At 40.5% G+C, this 18,446-nt stretch carries 15 protein-coding genes; 4 read left to right on the top strand and 11 right to left on the bottom strand.

Annotation, left to right across the window (positions count from 1 at the left end):
• Entirely contained in the window at positions 1-1,083 is a 1,083-nt protein-coding gene (locus tag AB4128_RS09320) for an efflux RND transporter periplasmic adaptor subunit (RefSeq protein WP_372037514.1), read from the bottom strand.
• 229 nt (positions 1,084-1,312) lie between these two features.
• Between AB4128_RS09320 and AB4128_RS09315 the strand changes: the two genes are divergently transcribed.
• Entirely contained in the window at positions 1,313-2,257 is a 945-nt protein-coding gene (locus AB4128_RS09315) for a LysR family transcriptional regulator (RefSeq protein ID WP_055025551.1), read from the top strand.
• Positions 2,258-2,329: 72 nt separating this feature from the next.
• Here the strand turns inward: AB4128_RS09315 and AB4128_RS09310 are convergent, their stop codons facing one another.
• The 5 genes from AB4128_RS09310 to AB4128_RS09290 are packed head-to-tail and all read right to left on the bottom strand — an operon-like array spanning position 2,330 to position 6,543.
• The gene (locus tag AB4128_RS09310) at positions 2,330-2,635 is read right to left on the bottom strand and encodes a hypothetical protein (RefSeq protein ID WP_055025552.1); all 306 of its coding nucleotides are present in this window, start codon (positions 2,633-2,635) and stop codon (positions 2,330-2,332) included.
• A 4-nt stretch (positions 2,636-2,639) separates the two neighbouring features.
• Positions 2,640-2,831 carry a hypothetical protein gene (locus tag AB4128_RS09305; protein WP_282167170.1) on the bottom strand — a complete coding sequence of 64 codons (192 nt, stop codon included), beginning with the start codon at positions 2,829-2,831 and terminating at the stop codon, positions 2,640-2,642.
• Positions 2,824-2,952, bottom strand: coding sequence for a hypothetical protein (locus AB4128_RS09300; RefSeq protein ID WP_282167171.1), 129 nt, complete (start codon positions 2,950-2,952; stop codon positions 2,824-2,826). Before AB4128_RS09300 ends, AB4128_RS09305 begins: the two co-directional genes overlap by 8 nt.
• Positions 2,949-5,510 carry a hypothetical protein gene (locus AB4128_RS09295; protein ID WP_372037512.1) on the bottom strand — a complete coding sequence of 854 codons (2,562 nt, stop codon included), beginning with the start codon at positions 5,508-5,510 and terminating at the stop codon, positions 2,949-2,951. Before AB4128_RS09295 ends, AB4128_RS09300 begins: the two co-directional genes overlap by 4 nt.
• A complete protein-coding gene (locus AB4128_RS09290; RefSeq protein ID WP_055025555.1) occupies positions 5,500-6,543 on the bottom strand; it encodes a hypothetical protein in 1,044 nt (347 codons plus the stop codon). Before AB4128_RS09290 ends, AB4128_RS09295 begins: the two co-directional genes overlap by 11 nt.
• A 685-nt stretch (positions 6,544-7,228) precedes the next feature.
• Here AB4128_RS09290 and AB4128_RS09285 point away from each other — a divergent pair.
• Complete coding sequence (locus AB4128_RS09285) at positions 7,229-8,452, top strand: family 16 glycosylhydrolase (protein ID WP_372037510.1); 1,224 nt, start codon at positions 7,229-7,231, stop codon at positions 8,450-8,452.
• A gap of 76 nt (positions 8,453-8,528) precedes the next feature.
• Positions 8,529-9,743 (top strand): hypothetical protein, encoded by a 1,215-nt coding sequence (locus AB4128_RS09280; protein WP_372037509.1) that lies wholly within the window; start codon positions 8,529-8,531, stop codon positions 9,741-9,743.
• A gap of 121 nt (positions 9,744-9,864) precedes the next feature.
• Here the strand turns inward: AB4128_RS09280 and AB4128_RS09275 are convergent, their stop codons facing one another.
• From AB4128_RS09275 to AB4128_RS09265, 3 genes are all read right to left on the bottom strand, one after another.
• Positions 9,865-10,164: a DUF3144 domain-containing protein gene (locus tag AB4128_RS09275; protein WP_055025560.1), complete on the bottom strand. Its 300-nt coding sequence runs from the start codon at positions 10,162-10,164 to the stop codon at positions 9,865-9,867.
• Between the two features lie 255 nt (positions 10,165-10,419).
• Positions 10,420-12,570 (bottom strand): bifunctional 2',3'-cyclic-nucleotide 2'-phosphodiesterase/3'-nucleotidase, encoded by a 2,151-nt coding sequence (locus AB4128_RS09270; protein WP_055025561.1) that lies wholly within the window; start codon positions 12,568-12,570, stop codon positions 10,420-10,422.
• A 1,084-nt stretch (positions 12,571-13,654) separates the two neighbouring features.
• A complete protein-coding gene (locus AB4128_RS09265; RefSeq protein ID WP_372037508.1) occupies positions 13,655-14,824 on the bottom strand; it encodes a BamA/TamA family outer membrane protein in 1,170 nt (389 codons plus the stop codon).
• A 375-nt stretch (positions 14,825-15,199) separates the two neighbouring features.
• On the opposite strand from AB4128_RS09265, the gene AB4128_RS09260 reads away from it, so the two are divergent.
• Positions 15,200-16,489 carry a carbohydrate porin gene (locus tag AB4128_RS09260; protein ID WP_372037507.1) on the top strand — a complete coding sequence of 430 codons (1,290 nt, stop codon included), beginning with the start codon at positions 15,200-15,202 and terminating at the stop codon, positions 16,487-16,489.
• 228 nt (positions 16,490-16,717) lie between these two features.
• Here AB4128_RS09260 and AB4128_RS09255 read toward each other — a convergent pair whose 3' ends face one another.
• Positions 16,718-17,965 carry an OprD family outer membrane porin gene (locus tag AB4128_RS09255; RefSeq protein WP_192021713.1) on the bottom strand — a complete coding sequence of 416 codons (1,248 nt, stop codon included), beginning with the start codon at positions 17,963-17,965 and terminating at the stop codon, positions 16,718-16,720.
• Between the two features lie 52 nt (positions 17,966-18,017).
• Entirely contained in the window at positions 18,018-18,368 is a 351-nt protein-coding gene (locus AB4128_RS09250; protein WP_055025564.1) for a cytochrome c3 family protein, read from the bottom strand.
• Positions 18,369-18,446 lie beyond the last annotated feature (78 nt).

Raw genomic sequence — 18,446 nt, 5'->3', positions numbered from 1 at the left:
TTATACACCTCGTTGCCAGCGCAACGGCTTCACTACTTGATCTTCAGATAAGTACTGCACACCAGCTACCACAACTTGATCGCCAATATTAATACCATCAATAATTTCAATACCATGAGTCGTTACATTACCGATAGTCACTATATGCTGATTCACCGTACCCGTTTCGTCACTGTATAACCAAACAACATCTTGACCATCTGCATCACGCTTAAACACTGCATTGGCAGGAACAATTGCAGTGATAGAGCTTGGCTCTGTCCCAGTCACATCCATACTCACCTCAGCGCTCATACCAGGTAAAACAGTTATAGATTGCGGCCGTGGCAAGGTAAATACCACTTCATAGGTTTGAGTGCCTTGAGTAATTTGCGTTGCATGTTCTTTCAATTTTACTGGGTATGCTTTTTGAGGATTATTAGCAAAGCGCACCTGAGGGACAAAACTAGAATTAGGATTAAATCGCGTTACCGTGCTCGCTAATGATTCAGGTACTTGAATCACCACATCAATGTTGCTGTCTTTTTGCAGCACTAAAATCGCTTGGTTCGCTTGTACCATCTGATAGTTGTCCATATCAATCTTGGCAATTGTGCCTGTATATGGCGCTTTCAAAACGGTATAACTTAATTGATCTTTTGCATTAGCAAGATTCGCTTCAGCTGATTTAAGCTGGGCCTTTGCTAAGTCATACTCAGCGGCAGAAATAAGCTCACGTCTTAATAGCTCACCTTTGCGCTTGAAGTCAGCTGCAGCAAGCTCATGATCGGCTTCGCGGTTTAATAACGTGTTACGTGCATCTCGATCATCAAGGCGTGCAAGCACAGTACCCTTTCGCACTTGCTGCCCTTCAAATAACGACAACTCAACTAAATGACCTGAGACTCGAAAAGCAAGGTTAGCTTGTTTAGTCGCTGCGACTTTTGCTGGAAAAGCACGAATGGAGCCAGCATTAACATCTGTCACTGTTAGCAATTTCACTGGCCGAGTTGTCGGTGGAGGCGTTTCAATAGACTCAGCAGTACAACCCGATGTCATCAGAATGAACAATAAAAGTGAAAATGGTAGTAGGAGGTGTTTCATTTTCGAATTCCCAATAGCGAAACAAAGTCATGTAACCTTGATGTAAACAAGGCGCAAAGATACCAGTGATTATGGTTGAATAAAATGGAATGATCTGGAACTATAGGTTCCATTAAATGAAACTACATTTGCTTGCTATATACAGAATTGTGTGTGCAAACTGATAATAGATAGTCAGGACTTTGTTAACGCTATGGATCAGTCAAATACAATTTAAAGAGTCATCTAGATGAAAACTGAAGATATTTCGCTGTTCCATAGAATCGTTGAAACCGGCAGCCTTGTTGAGGCTGCAGACATTTTGAACTTACCAAAATCAACCTTGAGTCGACGCTTACAGGCATTAGAAGATGAATTATCGGTAAAGCTTTTTCACCGCCAAAGCCGCTCAATGACATTAACAGCATCGGGCAGTCACTTTTACGATAAAACCACTTCAATGATGTCTTCATTAGAAGAAACCTTGTCAGAACTGACTAATGAGAAAACCGATGTCGGTGGTCATTTACGAATTCTTGTCTTCCCTATTCCTGAGTTATTGCAAATAACCCAAGGCATTTTACATTTTATGGATCTGCATCCTTCCATCACAGTTGAAATTATTGTCAGTGCCGAACCTCAAGATATGATCCGCAACAATATTGATTTGGCGTTTATGTTGGAAGATTCATTTAATGAAAATGAAATGGTTGCTAGGCACATCATGAGCGAGACAGTACATTTTTTTGCAAGCCCTGAATACCTTGCCCGAGCTGGAACGCCGCAAACCCCTGAAGAAATCAGCGATCACAATTCAATTTTATTTCGATACCCAAATGGACGAATATTTAATGAAGTCCCATTCGGCCAAGACATGGTTTTATCAGTAAAAGGGAATTTATGTGTCAACAACCTATCTGTTTGCTTAGAAGCCACTTTAGCTGGAGCTGGTATCGCCATGATGCCATTACCTTTTTGCCAAGATTATGTCAAAACAGGTCAACTAGAAATGCTGTTCAAAGACTCAGCCCCTTATGAAGGAAAGTGCTATTTAGTCTACCCATCGAGACGATACATTAGCCTTGCCAGCCAACGTTTTATTGATCATATGCTCATCGAACTAGAAAACTGTTCACAAACGGGAACCTGTAACCAAATAGCTAAGATTCGTGGTGCGATTAAACCACTGATTTAGGCCCGTTCAACACCTATAATATTGAAATATTTTAATAGAAAAGGATGCCCTTTCTGGCATCCTTAATTTCATTTATAGCGGCTTTTTATTGTCGATTTCGAGTAAAGCCAACAATAATTTTTTCTCTTTAGGTGACAACGACGCCACCGCTTTTTTTACATTTTTCTGATATTGGGCAAGCGTCACCTTATCGCCAGCGATTGCTGCATCTAGGGTTTGTTCATACTTAACCAATAAATTATTCATTTTATCGGCATTATCCATGTTCTTTTTGTGCGCGGTATAAGCGAAAAACAACACAATTAACAAGGTAAGCAAGCTAAAAAAATTGAAGTCTAAGGTGAAAGTAACCTTGGATTTTTTGGCAGTTTCAGTCATAGGGTTACTCCGTTATCATTGAAATTTTAAGTTTTATTAATTCAGCCTGTTTACCAAGCTCTGCAATGGCGGCTTGTTCTTGTAGATTAAAGTAATAAATACACCCCACTACAATTAAGGCTACAAGTAAGGTTGATATGTTTTCAGCTAGCCATCCGACAACTAGCTCTACAATCCATGAGAGTGCGTTAGACATTATTTTTCATCTCGTATACTTTCCTTGCCCTGTCTTTCATTCGATAAAAACAAAGCGTTTCAACACCAACAACTTGCTGGTTACTGACATCGTTAACAGTGATAATTATTACTTGCCTCATATTGTCGCCTTACATTTTGGCAGCTCTTGGTAATCAAAGGTATTCAGGCTGATTGATTGACTAATGGCCGCAGCATCAAGGCTTTTTAACATAAAGCAGCGGTAGCTCTTACTGTTCTCAAGCTCTAACAAAATAAGGTTATTATGACCTTTACTCTTTAAGCTATTAAGTAAAGCCAAGGTCTCTTCATTATTATTTAAATAGCTGACCATATTGGTTTCAAGCTTATCAATAACTGACTTCTTCCCAACCGAGCCTTGGCTTAAATTAAACCAATAAATCGGGTCGTCATAATTAGAAATAAAGTTAGTGGCTAACTCGCTAACCTTAGGTTTATAGAAGTACTTTTGCTCTGCAAGCACGCCGATATTCGTATGCTCTAAAAAGTTTGGCATGCTGACTGATTTCACTTTATTGTCCGCTAACCTGACACCCATGTAAGCCCCCACATTGAGGTCTTGTTTTAGTACAGTAATATTCGTGTCAAATGGCGAGACAACCTCTTGAAACCCTAGTAACTTAGGGATAAATTGCAGTTGTTTATGAGCAAAATCATCGTAAATTCGAAATGGATTTTCCCTTGAAATAATCTCACCTGTCGCCGCATCCTGAGTATCTGTATTGGCATACAGCAGTTCAGCAACAACATCAATAACAGCTAAACGGCGATAGGTACTGTGGATACCATTCTCAATATCCATCACGTAACCAAAGCCCATAGTAAAGCCTTGGTCAAGCAATGACTCTGTACTGTATGTATCAGCAAAATTAGCCATCATTTGGTTGTAAGCACTTTTGCTGTTCAGGCTAGCACCAACCGGCAACGCAAAGGCCATGACACCGCCTACAATCGCGACAGATAAATACCCTTTATGGCGTGGATATAGGTAAAGACCAATTTTTAAAAATAACCCGCCAATCGCAAACAAGCTGGCGACAATACTAAAGGGAGGAATAACCGCTAAGGTGACCGCATCTTTACCCAGTTTATGCATACTGCCGCCAGGCGAAAATGCGGCTGTGGCAGCCGTCGATGTGACCATTTTAATGAACGAAATATTGTCTTGTTGATCCAGCCATTTTTTCTTGTAATTTTGTTCAGAAATGCCTGGTGTAAAGCTCGACAAATAAAATGGCCCTAAGCTATCACTTGCAAACTGCTTAACAACATCAGAACGAGCAAATGCCACACGGTCAAGCCTTGGCTTTGGTAGCTTAAATTGAGATGACGCAAGATATTCATTCCAAATGGCTTTGGCTCGGCCTTTATATTTAGCTTCAATCGCATTTCGCAGTTGTTGATGATCATCAAATGTCCAATCATTACTGACGTTGACGCTCCCACTTTTAAATGTACTAATCGCTATTTGGGTCGCGATTGTCGAGCTAAGGTACTGCTCATACTCCATGTCTTCTGGAATGCCATAATGGCGATGTAAGTAGTTCACTCGCCCTCTATCAAACATTCCCAGTAAATTATATTTAGACTTGAACACTTTAGAAGCGTTGATCTCATCAGGTGCTAAGTAAATACCGAACGGTTCTCCATCTTCAAATTTGAGGTTGTTGATGTAATCTGCAAAGAGTTGTCTATTTCTATCTCGGCAATCTCTTTTACAATCTGAGTCCCAGTATCTTCTTTTAAATTCACTAAATTCTTTACGAAGCACACTTTCATCATCAGTGGCATAGCTTTCTCTAAACTCACCTGCAGTAAGCAAGGCTTCAGAGTATTCTTTCCAGTGGTCACTGATATTAGTATTAGCTTGCTTTAGTAACGCAACACGCTCAGCTTCAATCAATGCATAATTATTTTCTCTTTTAAATGCAGTGACATACTCTTTACTGGCTTGCTTATATTGCGAAAACTCTTGCTCATAAACGCGATCAAACTGACGAATACGCGGTAACGCTTCTGCTATAAACACATCTTCTTGGCGGCTTAACAAAAACTGATTGGCCATGCTTTCTAAATTACTGCCAATCAGGCTATTAAAGCCCGTTGATAAGTAAGCTAAAGACGGGATCATTGCGACCATCAATTGCTTTCGATTTGGGTCACTGGCAATGTTATCTAACTCTGGAAATCCTTCAATACTGACCACTTCAGCCAAGTAAGCTTCTTTATAAACAATAGCTCTTACGGCACCTAGCTTACCTTCATTACTGGTAATGTTAACCGCGGTATCGACTGCCACGCGAAGCGAAGGAATGATAAGCGCCCAAGCAACCAGTAATACTAACGGCCTAATTTTCCAATTTAGCTGCTTATTAACATATTTATCGTCTTTATCAGCCAATGAAGGCAAGAGCGTTTTAACTCGTTTACTGTTAACGAAAAAGGTTGTGATACATAAAGCCAAACCAAAACCAGACAAGACTCGACCAAAAAGTTCGAGCCGCTCGGCGTTTAGACTAAATTCACCAAAAACCTGTTGAATAGGCTGAGCATATAAGTCAATCAATAGCACATTGAGCGATAACTCTAAACAAACATACACACTGAACAAAGCCAGTATGAACACAATAATGAAGTGCTCAAAAAGTTTACTTTTCATTATTTACGCGCCTTAAAATTGCTCTGCCATTTACGGTTTTAGTGTTACCGTCGCCAATTCTGCTACTGCACTCTGCAAGTAAGTGACTTTCTGGCTTAATGCATCGATCGGCAATTAACTTGTTGTTATCGCCATAAGGCTTTTTATCACCCCATATGTTGAGATAAACCCCTTCGCTAAATAGCGCTTCTTGCTCAGCTAACTGATTAAAGTCAGCATCTTTAGGCAATGTAGCTACCAGTAGTTGTTGGTCGATTTTTAATGGTGGTTTTAGCTCATCGTTTACTGGATCATTAACCAAATTAGTATTGGTTTTCATGCACGCAGTTAATGGATCCGACTCGAAAATAATGGCTAAGGTTTCACTATCACCAAAGCTATCGTTTACTTGTATTTGGGTGACCCCGTGAGATGACGAACGAATAAATCTTTGCTGGCTATTTGCTTTGGTGGTGATGGCCTGAAACCCTGCGGTCTTAACCGACGCAGCCTGACTCGCAGACACAATAAATGAATTGGCATGTTGTTCAAACACCTGACTCACAACTTGCATAAGCTGCTTCAATTGGGCGTTTGTTGTGTTAGCAGATGGCTGAAATATTAACTGGTCTTGTGCTGAGAATGTAGCAGAAAAGTCTTCATAAAAATCGTTAAGTGGCATCAATTCACGCTCGGGATTAACGACTTTCCACTGTTCATCGCTATAAATGACTTTTAAAACAAAGCCACTAAGTAAATCTTGATGCTGACCAATATAACTCGGCAACGGTCTATCGCTAATTTGATAATAAAGCGCAGATTGACACACATTTTGATTTAACGGCAATACTTCACCAGTGCGACTGATGACCAGATTACGACGTTCTAATGCATGTTGTAAGGCTTGATCTTTTGAAAGTAAACTTGCGTGGGCTGCGATAGATGGGCTGATATTGATAGCAGGTTTATAGCTATCTGGTCTTTTATCCACTGCACATCCGGTAAACATAAGCGCTACCAGTAAACCAATACAGACATTTCTCAATAACGACACAAAAATCCCTCTTCTTTATCATTGCGAACTGAAAGTAAAGCAGAAAATTAACAAATGCAACGAAAGTGGAACCTTATTCGTTCAATAAGTGATCTAAAGTCGCTTTTTATAACGTTTACTGTCATTTCTGCCTATTTTTCAAACAGTAATATTGAAGCGCTCCAACTGACTTTATCCTTTATCACTCAGGTCACCTTTAAGGTATTTCTGCAATTCCGCCACCCAAGCTGTGATATCTCCAGTGGTGTCATTCACAATAAACTTAAATTTTTAAGATCGACTCTCCAACTAATGGCTTCTGTTTATCTTGCATCATGCGGTTTGGTTTTTAATCGATAATTCAGAACCTTAATTCACAAGTTGCTAATGTTAATGACCATCAAAATATGTACTCATCCCCCCAGCTATGATCGCTTTGTACGAAAATAGCTCAATGCACTATTGCGATCGCATACATCATATGTTTACACTAATTATATCAATTTGCTTGTATATCTGTTTGTAAACATAGGTCGCCAAATCGATGACCCATTTATTTGCACTGTTGTCAGTTAGCCCTGCCTCAATTGATACAGAGGAGAAAGCAGCCTGACGTTGACTGTTTCCTCTTATAAAAAATAAGCCCTTATAGCCCGAAAATGTAAGAGCTGACATTATTTTCCCCTAGTAAATAAATGGACTATTTATGAACAAACTTAGAAAGTTAACGGTACTCACATGCAGTATTGCCAGTCTTTTCTCTCTACATAGCTTTGCCGCAGCGCCTAGCGCACCACCTATTGCTAAACCTGGTGAAACTTGGGTATTACAAGCCAAGCGTTCTGATGAATTTAATAATAAAGACTCTGCTAAATGGAACTTTCAGCCTGAAAACTTTGGCGTTTGGTCTTGGCGCGACAGTAATGCTGTTGTTTCTGGCGGCAAGCTGACTCTAACCACTCGACGTGAAAATCACACTCGTACTTTCTGGGATGGTTGTAATAAAAAACAAGTGCCAAACTACCCTTTGTACTACACCTCAGGCATAGCTAAATCACGTGCAACGGGTAATTACGGTTATTACGAAGCAAGAATTAAAGGCGCAAGTACTTACCCTGGAGTATCACCTGCATTTTGGATGTATAGCACGATTGATCGCACCCTGACTGAAGACGGCGATGTGCAATACAGCGAAATTGATGTGGTTGAATTAACGCAAAAAAATGAAGTTAGAAAATCAGATCATGACCTACACAACATTGTAGTCATTAATGGTGAGCCCACTTGGCAACGCCCGTTAAAAGTGCCATTTAATCACAATCAAATAATTCTGCCTTATGATCCTCGCAACGACTTTCATACCTATGGTGTAAACGTCACTAAAGACAGCATCACTTGGTATGTCGATGGTAAAGAAATCGCCACTAAGGAAAATAAATATTGGCATCGTCAGATGAACTTAACGCTGTCACAGGGATTACGTGCCCCATTAACTGAATTTAGATGTAACCAGTTCTATCCATCAGATCAACGACCATCTGCCGGTTACCCAACCTCAATGGAAGTTGACTACGTTAGAACATGGTTTAAAACCAACGGTGGTACTGGGCCAACCGATCCTACTGACCCAACCGATCCGACCGATCCTGGTAATGGTAATGACTGCCCTACTACTTGGGTTCCGGTAACAGGGGTGACAGTCACGCCAGCTTCTAAGGTGCTTGCTAAAAACCAAACTGTTAGCCTGAATACTACGGTATTGCCGCAATGCGCCACCAATAAAAAAGTCACATATTCATCAAGTAATGCCACTGTTGCCGTGGTTAACTCAAATGGCGTTGTTACCGCGCGTAAACGGGGTAGTGCTGTCATTACAGTAAAAACCAAAAATAAGGGTAAGGTAGATACGGTCAATATTACGGTTAATTAACCGACTAATATTGCATTAAACTCACCTATCCAAACCGTTACAAGCTTATTGTTACATAAACTCGATCAGTCTATGTATGCAGTCAATAAGCTTGTTTATTGGCGCCCCCTTCAATGACGATGAAGGTTTTTATGGTGTAACTAAAAAAGGTGACAAAGTGACAATAAACATAAGCACTCACAACATCATCATCTTGGCTCTAATGGCGACGGCTCTGAGCTTGTTCGGTCGCCTTTTACTACAACAACAGCCGCCAAAAGGCTTCCATGAATTGCGACTAGATGAGCCAAAAACAGGCGTATTACAATCCTATAAACCTGTAGCAACTGCAAATAACCGCTTGTTGGCACAAGCTGAACGAGCAAGTGAACAAGCCAGCACAAACCAACAGACAAGCAATTTTATTGCTAGGCTTGAGCAAGCAAACCAAATTGCCTCATTTGAACAACGTGCACCGATTATCAAAAATCTACTACAACAGTGGAGTAATCACGATATTCACGCCGTTTTACACTGGCTGCAACAGCAACCAATTACCAACGAACTCGGTGAATACTACTCTCCGGTGTTGCAGCGTTATATGCAAGAAGATGAGCTAGGCGCAGGCGAAATGATCCTCAGCTTGCCCGCTTTTGATGTGATGCCAAGTATTATTGCTCATTATATTAATCACCTTACCCATAAAGATGTTGAAGCTGCACTACTTTGGGTTGATAGCATCCATGACGACTTATCAAAACAACAGGCAACTCAGTCATTACTCAATGCTTGGTCACAACAGGCTCCCCTTGAGGTAATGCAATACCTCTCCGATAACAGCCAAATATCTGAAAATGTTAGCCAAAATGCCATGATATCGATTGCCAATCAGCTGAGTAAACAGCAGCACCAAGCGAGCATAGACGCCATTCATCAATATCCAGAAGTGCTGCAAACCAAGTTGGTTTATAGCTTACTGACACATTGGCCCATTTCTGATGCAGCCAATGCTATTGAGTGGATTAATACCTTGGACGGTGGATTAAAAAATGAGGCTATCCGCAGTTATATTGACTACTTTGGTGTGAGCCAACAGCCTGAAGTCAGTTTTGAACTTGCCACAAATATGGTCAATCACCCATTAAAGTCAGCTTTACTGCTTAGGGTGTTAACCCACTGGTATCGAATCGATCCGAGTTATGCAAGCCAACGTGTGCGAACGACAATGAAGCTAACTGAACTTGAAAAACAGCAACTTATTGCACAGGTTAATCAGGCTATTGAACGATCAAACCATCAACCAACTCGCTGACAAAGACTGAGTGACAGGCAAAGCACATTAGCAAATGCACTTAGGTTATAACCGGCGATAAAAAACCACACTCAATAACATTGAGTGTGGTTAATGACTAAACTACGAATGGCATTAATCACTACTTTTGAGTTTTACGGTACTCGTCAAAGTTAGTGATGTAATCTTCCATATTACCTTCTAGCAGCTTGCGATATTCTTCAACGTAGTATGCAACCATTTCTGCTTTTTTCTGCTTCATTTGCTCTGCATTATCAAAGCTTGTTGATGCAAACCAAGCGTTATAACGAGCAAGTGAGTACATGAAAGAGGCACTGATCTCTCCCGTTTTCACCTGAGGATCTTGATTATTCTCGTTAGCAACATTAATGAATTGATTAGCACGCTCGAAAAACGCTTTATCTGGATTTGTTTCAAACATTATAAGACCCTTGAAATAAAAGCAGCCAAACGGACATGGCTGAATAGTAATACCTATTAACGTACGTGCTTTTAAGGCGATAAACCGTAAGATTGTTCACATTCTAGGTGACTGATATGTCATATCTGTGAGCCGTGTCAGCTTAGTCAATCCGCACGTTCAAACAGGCATAAAAAAGCCCTACTTATGACTTGATTACAAGTATTAAGTAGGGCGACATATTACTTAAAATATGTGGTCTATCTATCAAGCATCTTACTTAGCTTTACAGTTGAACTCGCCGCTGTAGTCAAAGTTGAAGTTGTAGATAGTGAAGCCTTCAGTGCCTTCTTTAGTGCCATCTTCACCTTCAGTAGACAGGCCTGTGATTTCATTTGTTGCACAGCGTAAGCCTTCGTCAAGCTTAGCCGAAGCAAATGAAACGCTAGTTGTGTTTGGCGCTTCAAGTTGGAACACTTTAGCATTCGGGAATTCAAGTGTAGTGCCTTCTTGCATCTCTAAACGATCTGCTAAGTAGAACTGAACTAATTCACGGTTGTTAAATGCGAACTCTTCTTTAACCATCACAGCGTTATCAACACCAGGCATACTTGAGTTAGACGCACGGTAGTTGTTGGTAATCACATAGATTTCAGCATTGTCAGCAATTTCAACACCATTGTAAGTCAGGCTCGTTAGCTGCTCATTTTCAGTTTCAGTGTACTGGTGACCATTGATGTCAGTGAATCTTGATTCGTTTTCAACATTCACAGTGTACTTAAGTAGCCCTTCGCCATCAGCATTGAAGCCACCGTAGAACGCATCGAAGTTATAACCAGGGAACTCTTCTACTAAGAAAGTTTCACCCGCTGATAACGGTAAGCTGCGGTATGCATTTGAGTTAACCCACTCAATCCAACGCTTCATGTCGGTACCAGTCATTTTCAATACTGCTGGCGTGTTGTTATCAAATACATAGATATCAGCAACAGATGCGTTAGTTAACTCACCTTCTTGAATGTTGGTGTAATCAGTACCGCCATTACGACCAGACTTGAATGGCGCAGATACAGATAAGAAAATCGCATCTTCTGAAGCATCAGCGAACTCGCCTTCTGCTTTCCATTTATTTAACTGGTGAAGTTGCGCTTCATTAACGACTTGAATAGATAAATCAGGTACCACTTGCGGGAAGAAGCTGTTCATGTTGACGTCGATATCAGCAATTGAGTCAGCCATGTATTCCACTGTGCCTTCATGCTCAGTTTCAACTAAATCTTCGATTGCACCGTCAGAGCCTTCAACTAATGAGCGAAGTTCTGCAGTCGAGAAACTATGGTCAACCGCCCAAGTTTCACCTTTATCTTTAGAGAAAAGTCGTAAATCAATCACACCTAACTTAGCACCCCAGTAACCAGGCATCACTGCTGGAATACCGTTGATTAACCCTTTCTCTGCATCAACATTTGGAATGTCACCATACTCGCCAGTCGAGTTAGGGAAGTCACGGTGATCGTGGCCAAACATGATGGCATCAATGCCTTCAACGTAACCTAAATGCAGTGATGCATTTTCAGCAAATTCGTCATCGTTATTGTTTAAGCCTGAATGCGGGATAGCAACAATCACGTCTGCGCCTTCAGCTTTCATGATTGGTACGTAATGTTCAGCCGTTTTCTTGATGTCTGAAACCACAACGTTACACACTAAGTGAGCAGCATCCCAACCCATGATGTCTGGTGGAGTAAAACCAATCACACCCACTTTTACCGTGTATGTCTCACCATCTGCAGCAGTAAATTCACGGTCTAAAATCACATATGGGTCATACATGTGCTCAGCAGTTTCGTAGAAATCTTCAGTAATGCGAACTTCACATTCATCAGCAGCTGCGCTCACTTTTTCTAGTGAATCATCAGCTTTCCACACGTTTGCACCAACGTAAGGGAAATCTGAACCTTTAAGTGCTTCATCTAAGTACTCTAGACCATAGTTGAATTCATGGTTACCTAAGTTAGCAGCATCATATTCTAAATGATTCATCGCTTTGTAAACTGGGTGCTTCTCACCTTTTAAGTGCTCTGCGCCAAGTGCTGCCATGTAGTCGCCCATTGGACTACCTTGAATCAAGTCACCATTGTCAAACAACATGCTATTAGCGACTTCTTTACGAGTTTCTGCAATCACTAAAGAAGTACGTGCTAAGCCCCACTCTGGTAGGTTAGCTTCATTGTGTTCAGCACTTTCAAAGTAGTTGTATGGCATAACGTTAGTATGGATATCTGTTGTCTCCATAAGACGGATATCCATTGAAACGATCGTATTTTCAGGCGGGGTTTCTGGTTTATCGTTATCAGATGAATTACAACCCGCTAGTGCAGCTGCAACACTTGAAACAAGAAGCAGTTTCTTAGCATTAAATTTCATGTTCACTCCAAAGGAATTAAAGTATTTCTTTCATTTGAACCATTACCGCCATGTTTCTATTAATCACATTAACTGAACATAAGCCGTAAAGTATTTATTAGTCACGGTCATTAAAGACGGCGACAAATTAAATAAAATTAATATCTAAGTAAAGTGAAGAATAAATGATACACCGAAACAAATTAACAACTCGGAATACACCACAATAGAAAAACAGAAAGTAAATTAAATAATAAAATTACAGTTTGAATGGAAAACAAGATAATCAGCATGGAAGGTTTATGACATGGGTATTAAAGTTGAAAAACAAATGCGTTTTTAGATGGAAGAACTCATACATCGCGCACAAAGACCCCAATGGCTTATCAAACTGGATAAAAATATTAATCACTGCCGATTAACAATAATATAGCTCACCAATAATCCGCCAGTCTGAACAATAAAATTATAATTAAGATCTATATATTACCATTCAACCACTTAGAGCAAAACGAGCCGCAAGAGTAAAAATACAAAATATCACAAATAACAACAAGACCAGCATAAAACACTTCAAAAACAAAAGTGCACAAACAAAACAACCCAAGATTAAAGTCAAAACAAAATATGATCTAAAAATTACAAACCTGATAGAAACATAAATAATATTGATTAAAAAACCAACAGCAAATACAACTAAACACTGCAAAAACAAAATTTATCTTTGAATAACAGCAATCAATCCGCAAACAAACAAGCTCAAATGCTGACGCAATAATTAAACAGTTACAAAACAAGCATAACAAGTTAACCACAAAACTTATTGGTAGGGTGTATTGTTTGCTCTTTATTATTAACTCAGCAACTAAGTTCATATAAAATTAAGTTCATATAAAACTAAGTAGTAATATCAGTAATAAATAAATTACACTCAACTAAAGAGAAAAAATACAATAGCAAAGTATAACCAATAAATATAATTTTAACGCCAACCAAATTGCAAATAAATATTACAACAACAAGACATACATATTAATTATTTAATATACCGTTATGGCAGCTCGCATATTTAACCGACTAGAGGATTAAATTATCTATTAATCAGTTAAAAACCGGATCCCACTTTAAAATAAAGCGCATTTTCTTCATCACTGGCTGCAATATCTATCCCCATGTGAATACCATAGCGGCGTGCGATTTGGTAGCGAAAGCCAACACCGTAAGCATTAACGCTTTCAAGACCATCTTTGAATGATTCATTTTGCGTGACGCCATAGCCGTAAAAACTTGAGACTGTCCAGCGGTGATCAATGTGATACATCAATTGCGCCTGTAACGTTCCTACCTGCTCCCCTTGATAGCGAAACGCCGATACGCCTCGCATATCAACATATGGTTTAGCGGTGGGCGATAATTCAGTGTCTTTCTCATAAATTTCGTCATAGCTGCCCGCCACCGCAAATGTCCACTTATCAGCGATAGGAAAGTAAGCTTCAGCACTGGCATTCAAGGTCGCATAATGACTATCCGATCCAAAAGCTTCATCAAAAGCCATATATTCAGCCGACAAAATATAGCCGTTTTTAGGAAAGAATATATTGTCACGGGTATCAAACTCTGCCACGAGCCCTAAGCCAGATGTCGTATGCTTATCACCTAATGCTTTTTGCAGTAACCAATCAATAATTTGATTTGACGATGATACGCTCGACTCTGACCATATCTGTTTAACGCCAAGCATTAATGGCGTATCTGCAACTCTAAATTGTAATTTTTGCAGTGCAAAAAAAGCCTCTGTCGATGTATCAAACTTAATACTTTGATTTGGAGGCAATATCCCACCCAAATCGGTATAAATGTTTAAATTCGCTTTGGCTGCACCAGCACCGCCTGTGTAGCGGATCCGATCATTAAGCCAAGAGTGGCGATGACCAGCCAGCGCAAACCAAGTACCATTTTCTGTACCACCTGCGCCCACTAAAGTCATTGCTGCAGGAATAAGTTGCGCTCCACCGTCTACAGACTCAAGTGCCTTTTGTTTCCTTAATGCTTTCTCTTCTTCTGTTTCATGTAAGAACAGTCCCATTAACCCACCACCAAAGCCCACTGCGGGTTCACTAATAATCACTGGGACGGGTAAAAAACCGTAGGCATTTTCCGCCAAATGATGCCCTAAATCGAGCTGACCATCTTGCTCATCAAAAAAGTATGATGACTCTGCCATTGCATGTGATGAAGCCACCAACATGGCAAATAGTGAAAGATTTTTGAACATGGAAATGCCTATTTAACAATGCAATAAATACAACTGGAACGCGCTTCTGAATATTCCGTTGTCAAAGAGGAGCCAACAAGAATTAAGGTCTATTTTGAAGGAAACATAAAAGGTCAACGAATCGCTGATGAAGGATCGCATCATACCAATGCAGGCAGCATTGCGTTCATCAGCCCCAAACTGATACGGCTAACACTGCGGTAAAATTAAGATAAAAACGATAATAAAAACATAAGCAGACCTTATATTAGCAATTAAGCGTTAACATTCAGGCCTTTTACCCTGCCACCTCACACTTTACGCATTTCATCAACAGCAAGATAACGTTAATAACATATACTAAACACTCCTTCACTTTATCCCATAGGAAAAATGATGACTCGTTATTCACTTGCCGCTACCTGCATTGCTTTAGCGTTATCCACGACTGCCAATGCAAGCTCGATTGAAGAAGAGCTAAAAGCGTTAAAAGAACGAATTGAACAGCTAGAAGCACAACAAGAGGCTGCCAATAAAACGCAGCAAACCGTACAACAGGATGTTGTCGTCATCAATGAAGTTGAAGTCGTCGAAGCTGTGGAAACGGTTGAGAAAACCGAAGCCAAGGTCAACTTTGGTGGCGCAGTACGAGTCAATTACTCCTATGAAGACTTTAATGATGCTAATGCCGATCGTGGTGGTGATTTTGACTTCGACCTATTTAGAATCGACGTTTCGGGCAGTTACGGCGACTTAATCTACTCAGCACAATACCGTTGGTTTGAGTACATGAATGTGGTGCAACATGCCTGGATTGGCTATAACTTTGACGAGCATCAACAAGGTAAAATCGGGGTCACTCAGGTGCCGTTCGGCATGCTCACCTACGCATCGAATAACTACTTTTTCAGTTCTAACTTTTATCTTGGTCTAGAAGATGACCATGATATGGGCCTAAATTACACATACAAAAGCGACGTAAACCGTTTTGATGTCGCCTTTTATAAGAATGATGAACAAGGTGGTATTGATGGGTTTGTGTCAGATCGTACTGACCGCTATGCCTACGATGTCGTGGGAATTCGCTTAGATGGCGAGGATGCTTATGATGCACCAACAGCAGGTTATGAAGCCGGTGAAGTCAACACCTTTAATCTGCGTTACGCCCACAATTTTACTTTTGACAAACTGGGCGTTGAATTAGGCGGCTCAGTACAAGCTGGCCAATTAGAAATTGCTAACGGCACTGATGGTGACAATTTTGCGGCAGCGATTCACGGTATTCTCGATTATGATCGCTGGAACGTGAAATTACAGGTCACTGATTATGAGTACAATGTCGATGGTATGGACGTTGACCGTATAGTGGTTGCAGCTTATCACTTCTATGACTCCATCCCAGCCGAAGCGACTACTTACATCGCAAATGTCGCATACAGCTTGCCGGTTGATTTTGGCCCAGTATCTAACTTAACTTTTTATAACGATTATTCATTGGTTACAGGTAAGTCTGCATCACTTGAAGACACCTTTATGAATGTTACGGGTATGGCAGTGTCAGCAGGAGGTCTTTACACCTACTTCGATTATGTTGTTGCCGAAAACCAACCTTTTATTGGCGGCACTATGGTCGGTAATGGCGATACTAACAAGCGCTTTAACATTAACTTTGGCTACTATTTCTAATCGCTTATTGCGTTATTAAAGAAGACAACATGCCCGATTATCACTCGATAAACGGGCATATTTTTATCATGTTGCGCGCTCTGGCCTTTCTTTGATTTCTTCACTTTCACTTCATCTTTGCAGCTTTTTCCCCACTTGCTGCAAGCTAATTACTGACAAAAAAAAGCCCATCAATCAAAGAGAGATGGGCAAAAAAGGTAAATGATGAAATATGAAAAAAAGCGTTAATTACACCTCGAATTTGTAGTAAATGTAGAATCGAGTATCCGTTAGGTCGTCGCCTGTCGCGTAATTAACAATGGCATGGCGAGCACGAACACTTAAGCCTTCCACGTATTCAGTTAAGTCATAACGGACTGACAAATCGGTTTCGTCGATATCTTGGCTTGAATCACCATCAACTTGATAATTTGCATAATTCAAATAAGCACTCACCCCATTCAAGGCAGAGCTAGGGGCAAATCGATAAGCTAACTGTGCACCATAGGCATCTTCATTCGCTCGACTCGATTGAACAACTTGCTGAATGATTACTTTTTCATCACCAAATGGCGCAATGATATTCCCGTCACCAGTAGTGACGTATTTCACTGTTGCATCAAAGCCATTCCACTTCATACCGAGGTGGAAACCTGCTTGATAAGTGTCAAACTGCGCTGCGGTGTTATCTAAATTACCAATTGAATCTTGCTTCAAATACGACGGTTTGAAGTACCAATTAGTCGCCCCTAACTCACCGCTCAAATCAAACTTGATGTGATATTGGTCGTACACATCTTGCATTGAGTAGTACCAAACACTCGTTTTAGCCTTAATAGCATCGATTGGTAAAGTGTAATTTGCGCCTAATGCCAACATAGGATTGTCATCAACATCAACGATAATACCGCTGCGTGCTAACTCTCCTTGAATCCCCTCTGACACACTTACAAAAGACTCTTCAGTCCATCCCATGTAGTCAGTGATATACAAAGCCGAAATGGCTAAGTTATCGATAGAGGTATTTTTAACACTCGCACCACGGTAGGTGAATGGAATCGCACGCAATGGGAACGGATTCATCATAGGTGTACGCAGTTCTTGTGCACCGACGGTAATTTTAGTGTCAAACCAATTACCCGACACAAAGTACTCTTGTAAACGATTAACCGATTCACGTTCAGCGATACTACCTGGTGCTCCACCACCAACAAGGCCATAAATACCTTCACTGTTCGCATCCCAAATGGGGTTAGCTGAAGCAAAAGAACCGCCGAAGCTCACACCATTTGCCTCGCCTGAACGTAAGTAAAATAATCCGCCTAACGATGTATCACGACGATCAGTCGTCTCGCCATCAAAATCACGTTGAAAATCGAATAATTGAAATTGACCTTTAAAGCTACCGTCATCAAACAAGTTTGAAATGGGATCGGCAGCGAACGCTGGGCTTGCGGTCATGCAGGCCACCACTAAAGGGAGTAGTTTTGTTTTCATTTTGTCATCCTTGTAAATCAAAAATTAGTTAATTGCTGGACTCGCTCATTGGCTAAGGCACAACAAAATCAAATCGAAGATGACAACTACCACAGTAGTTTTCAGATGCTTTATGCTGATTGTGGCAGTAAGTACAGTCAGTCTCAGTGCTAAAGTGACGGTTTTCATGTGGGTTTGTTGGCATGACATTTTTAGTCGTTTCAGCCAATTCTTTAGTGTCATGACACTCTAAACACTTAAACATTGGCACCGCTTGAGGAGGCTTAGTTTCATGACAATCGCTACATTCAACACCAGCAGCTTTATGGGTGTTACCTAACGACTTATCAGCAGCGATTGCGCCATTAGCAAACACAGTCAATGCCATTGCAAGCAAGATATTTTGTAAGATAAATTTGTTCATTGTTTTATTCCATTTCCATCAAGTCATTTGGAATGGATGCCTGATGCTCAGGCCTCCATATCAGATATTCTTTGCAAC

This window comes from Shewanella sp. 10N.286.52.A9 (assembly GCF_041468985.1).
Classification (GTDB): Bacteria; Pseudomonadota; Gammaproteobacteria; order Enterobacterales; family Shewanellaceae; genus Shewanella; species Shewanella japonica.
Note: the sequence above shows the minus strand (reverse complement) of the source record. Positions and strands in the feature narration are given on the sequence as shown.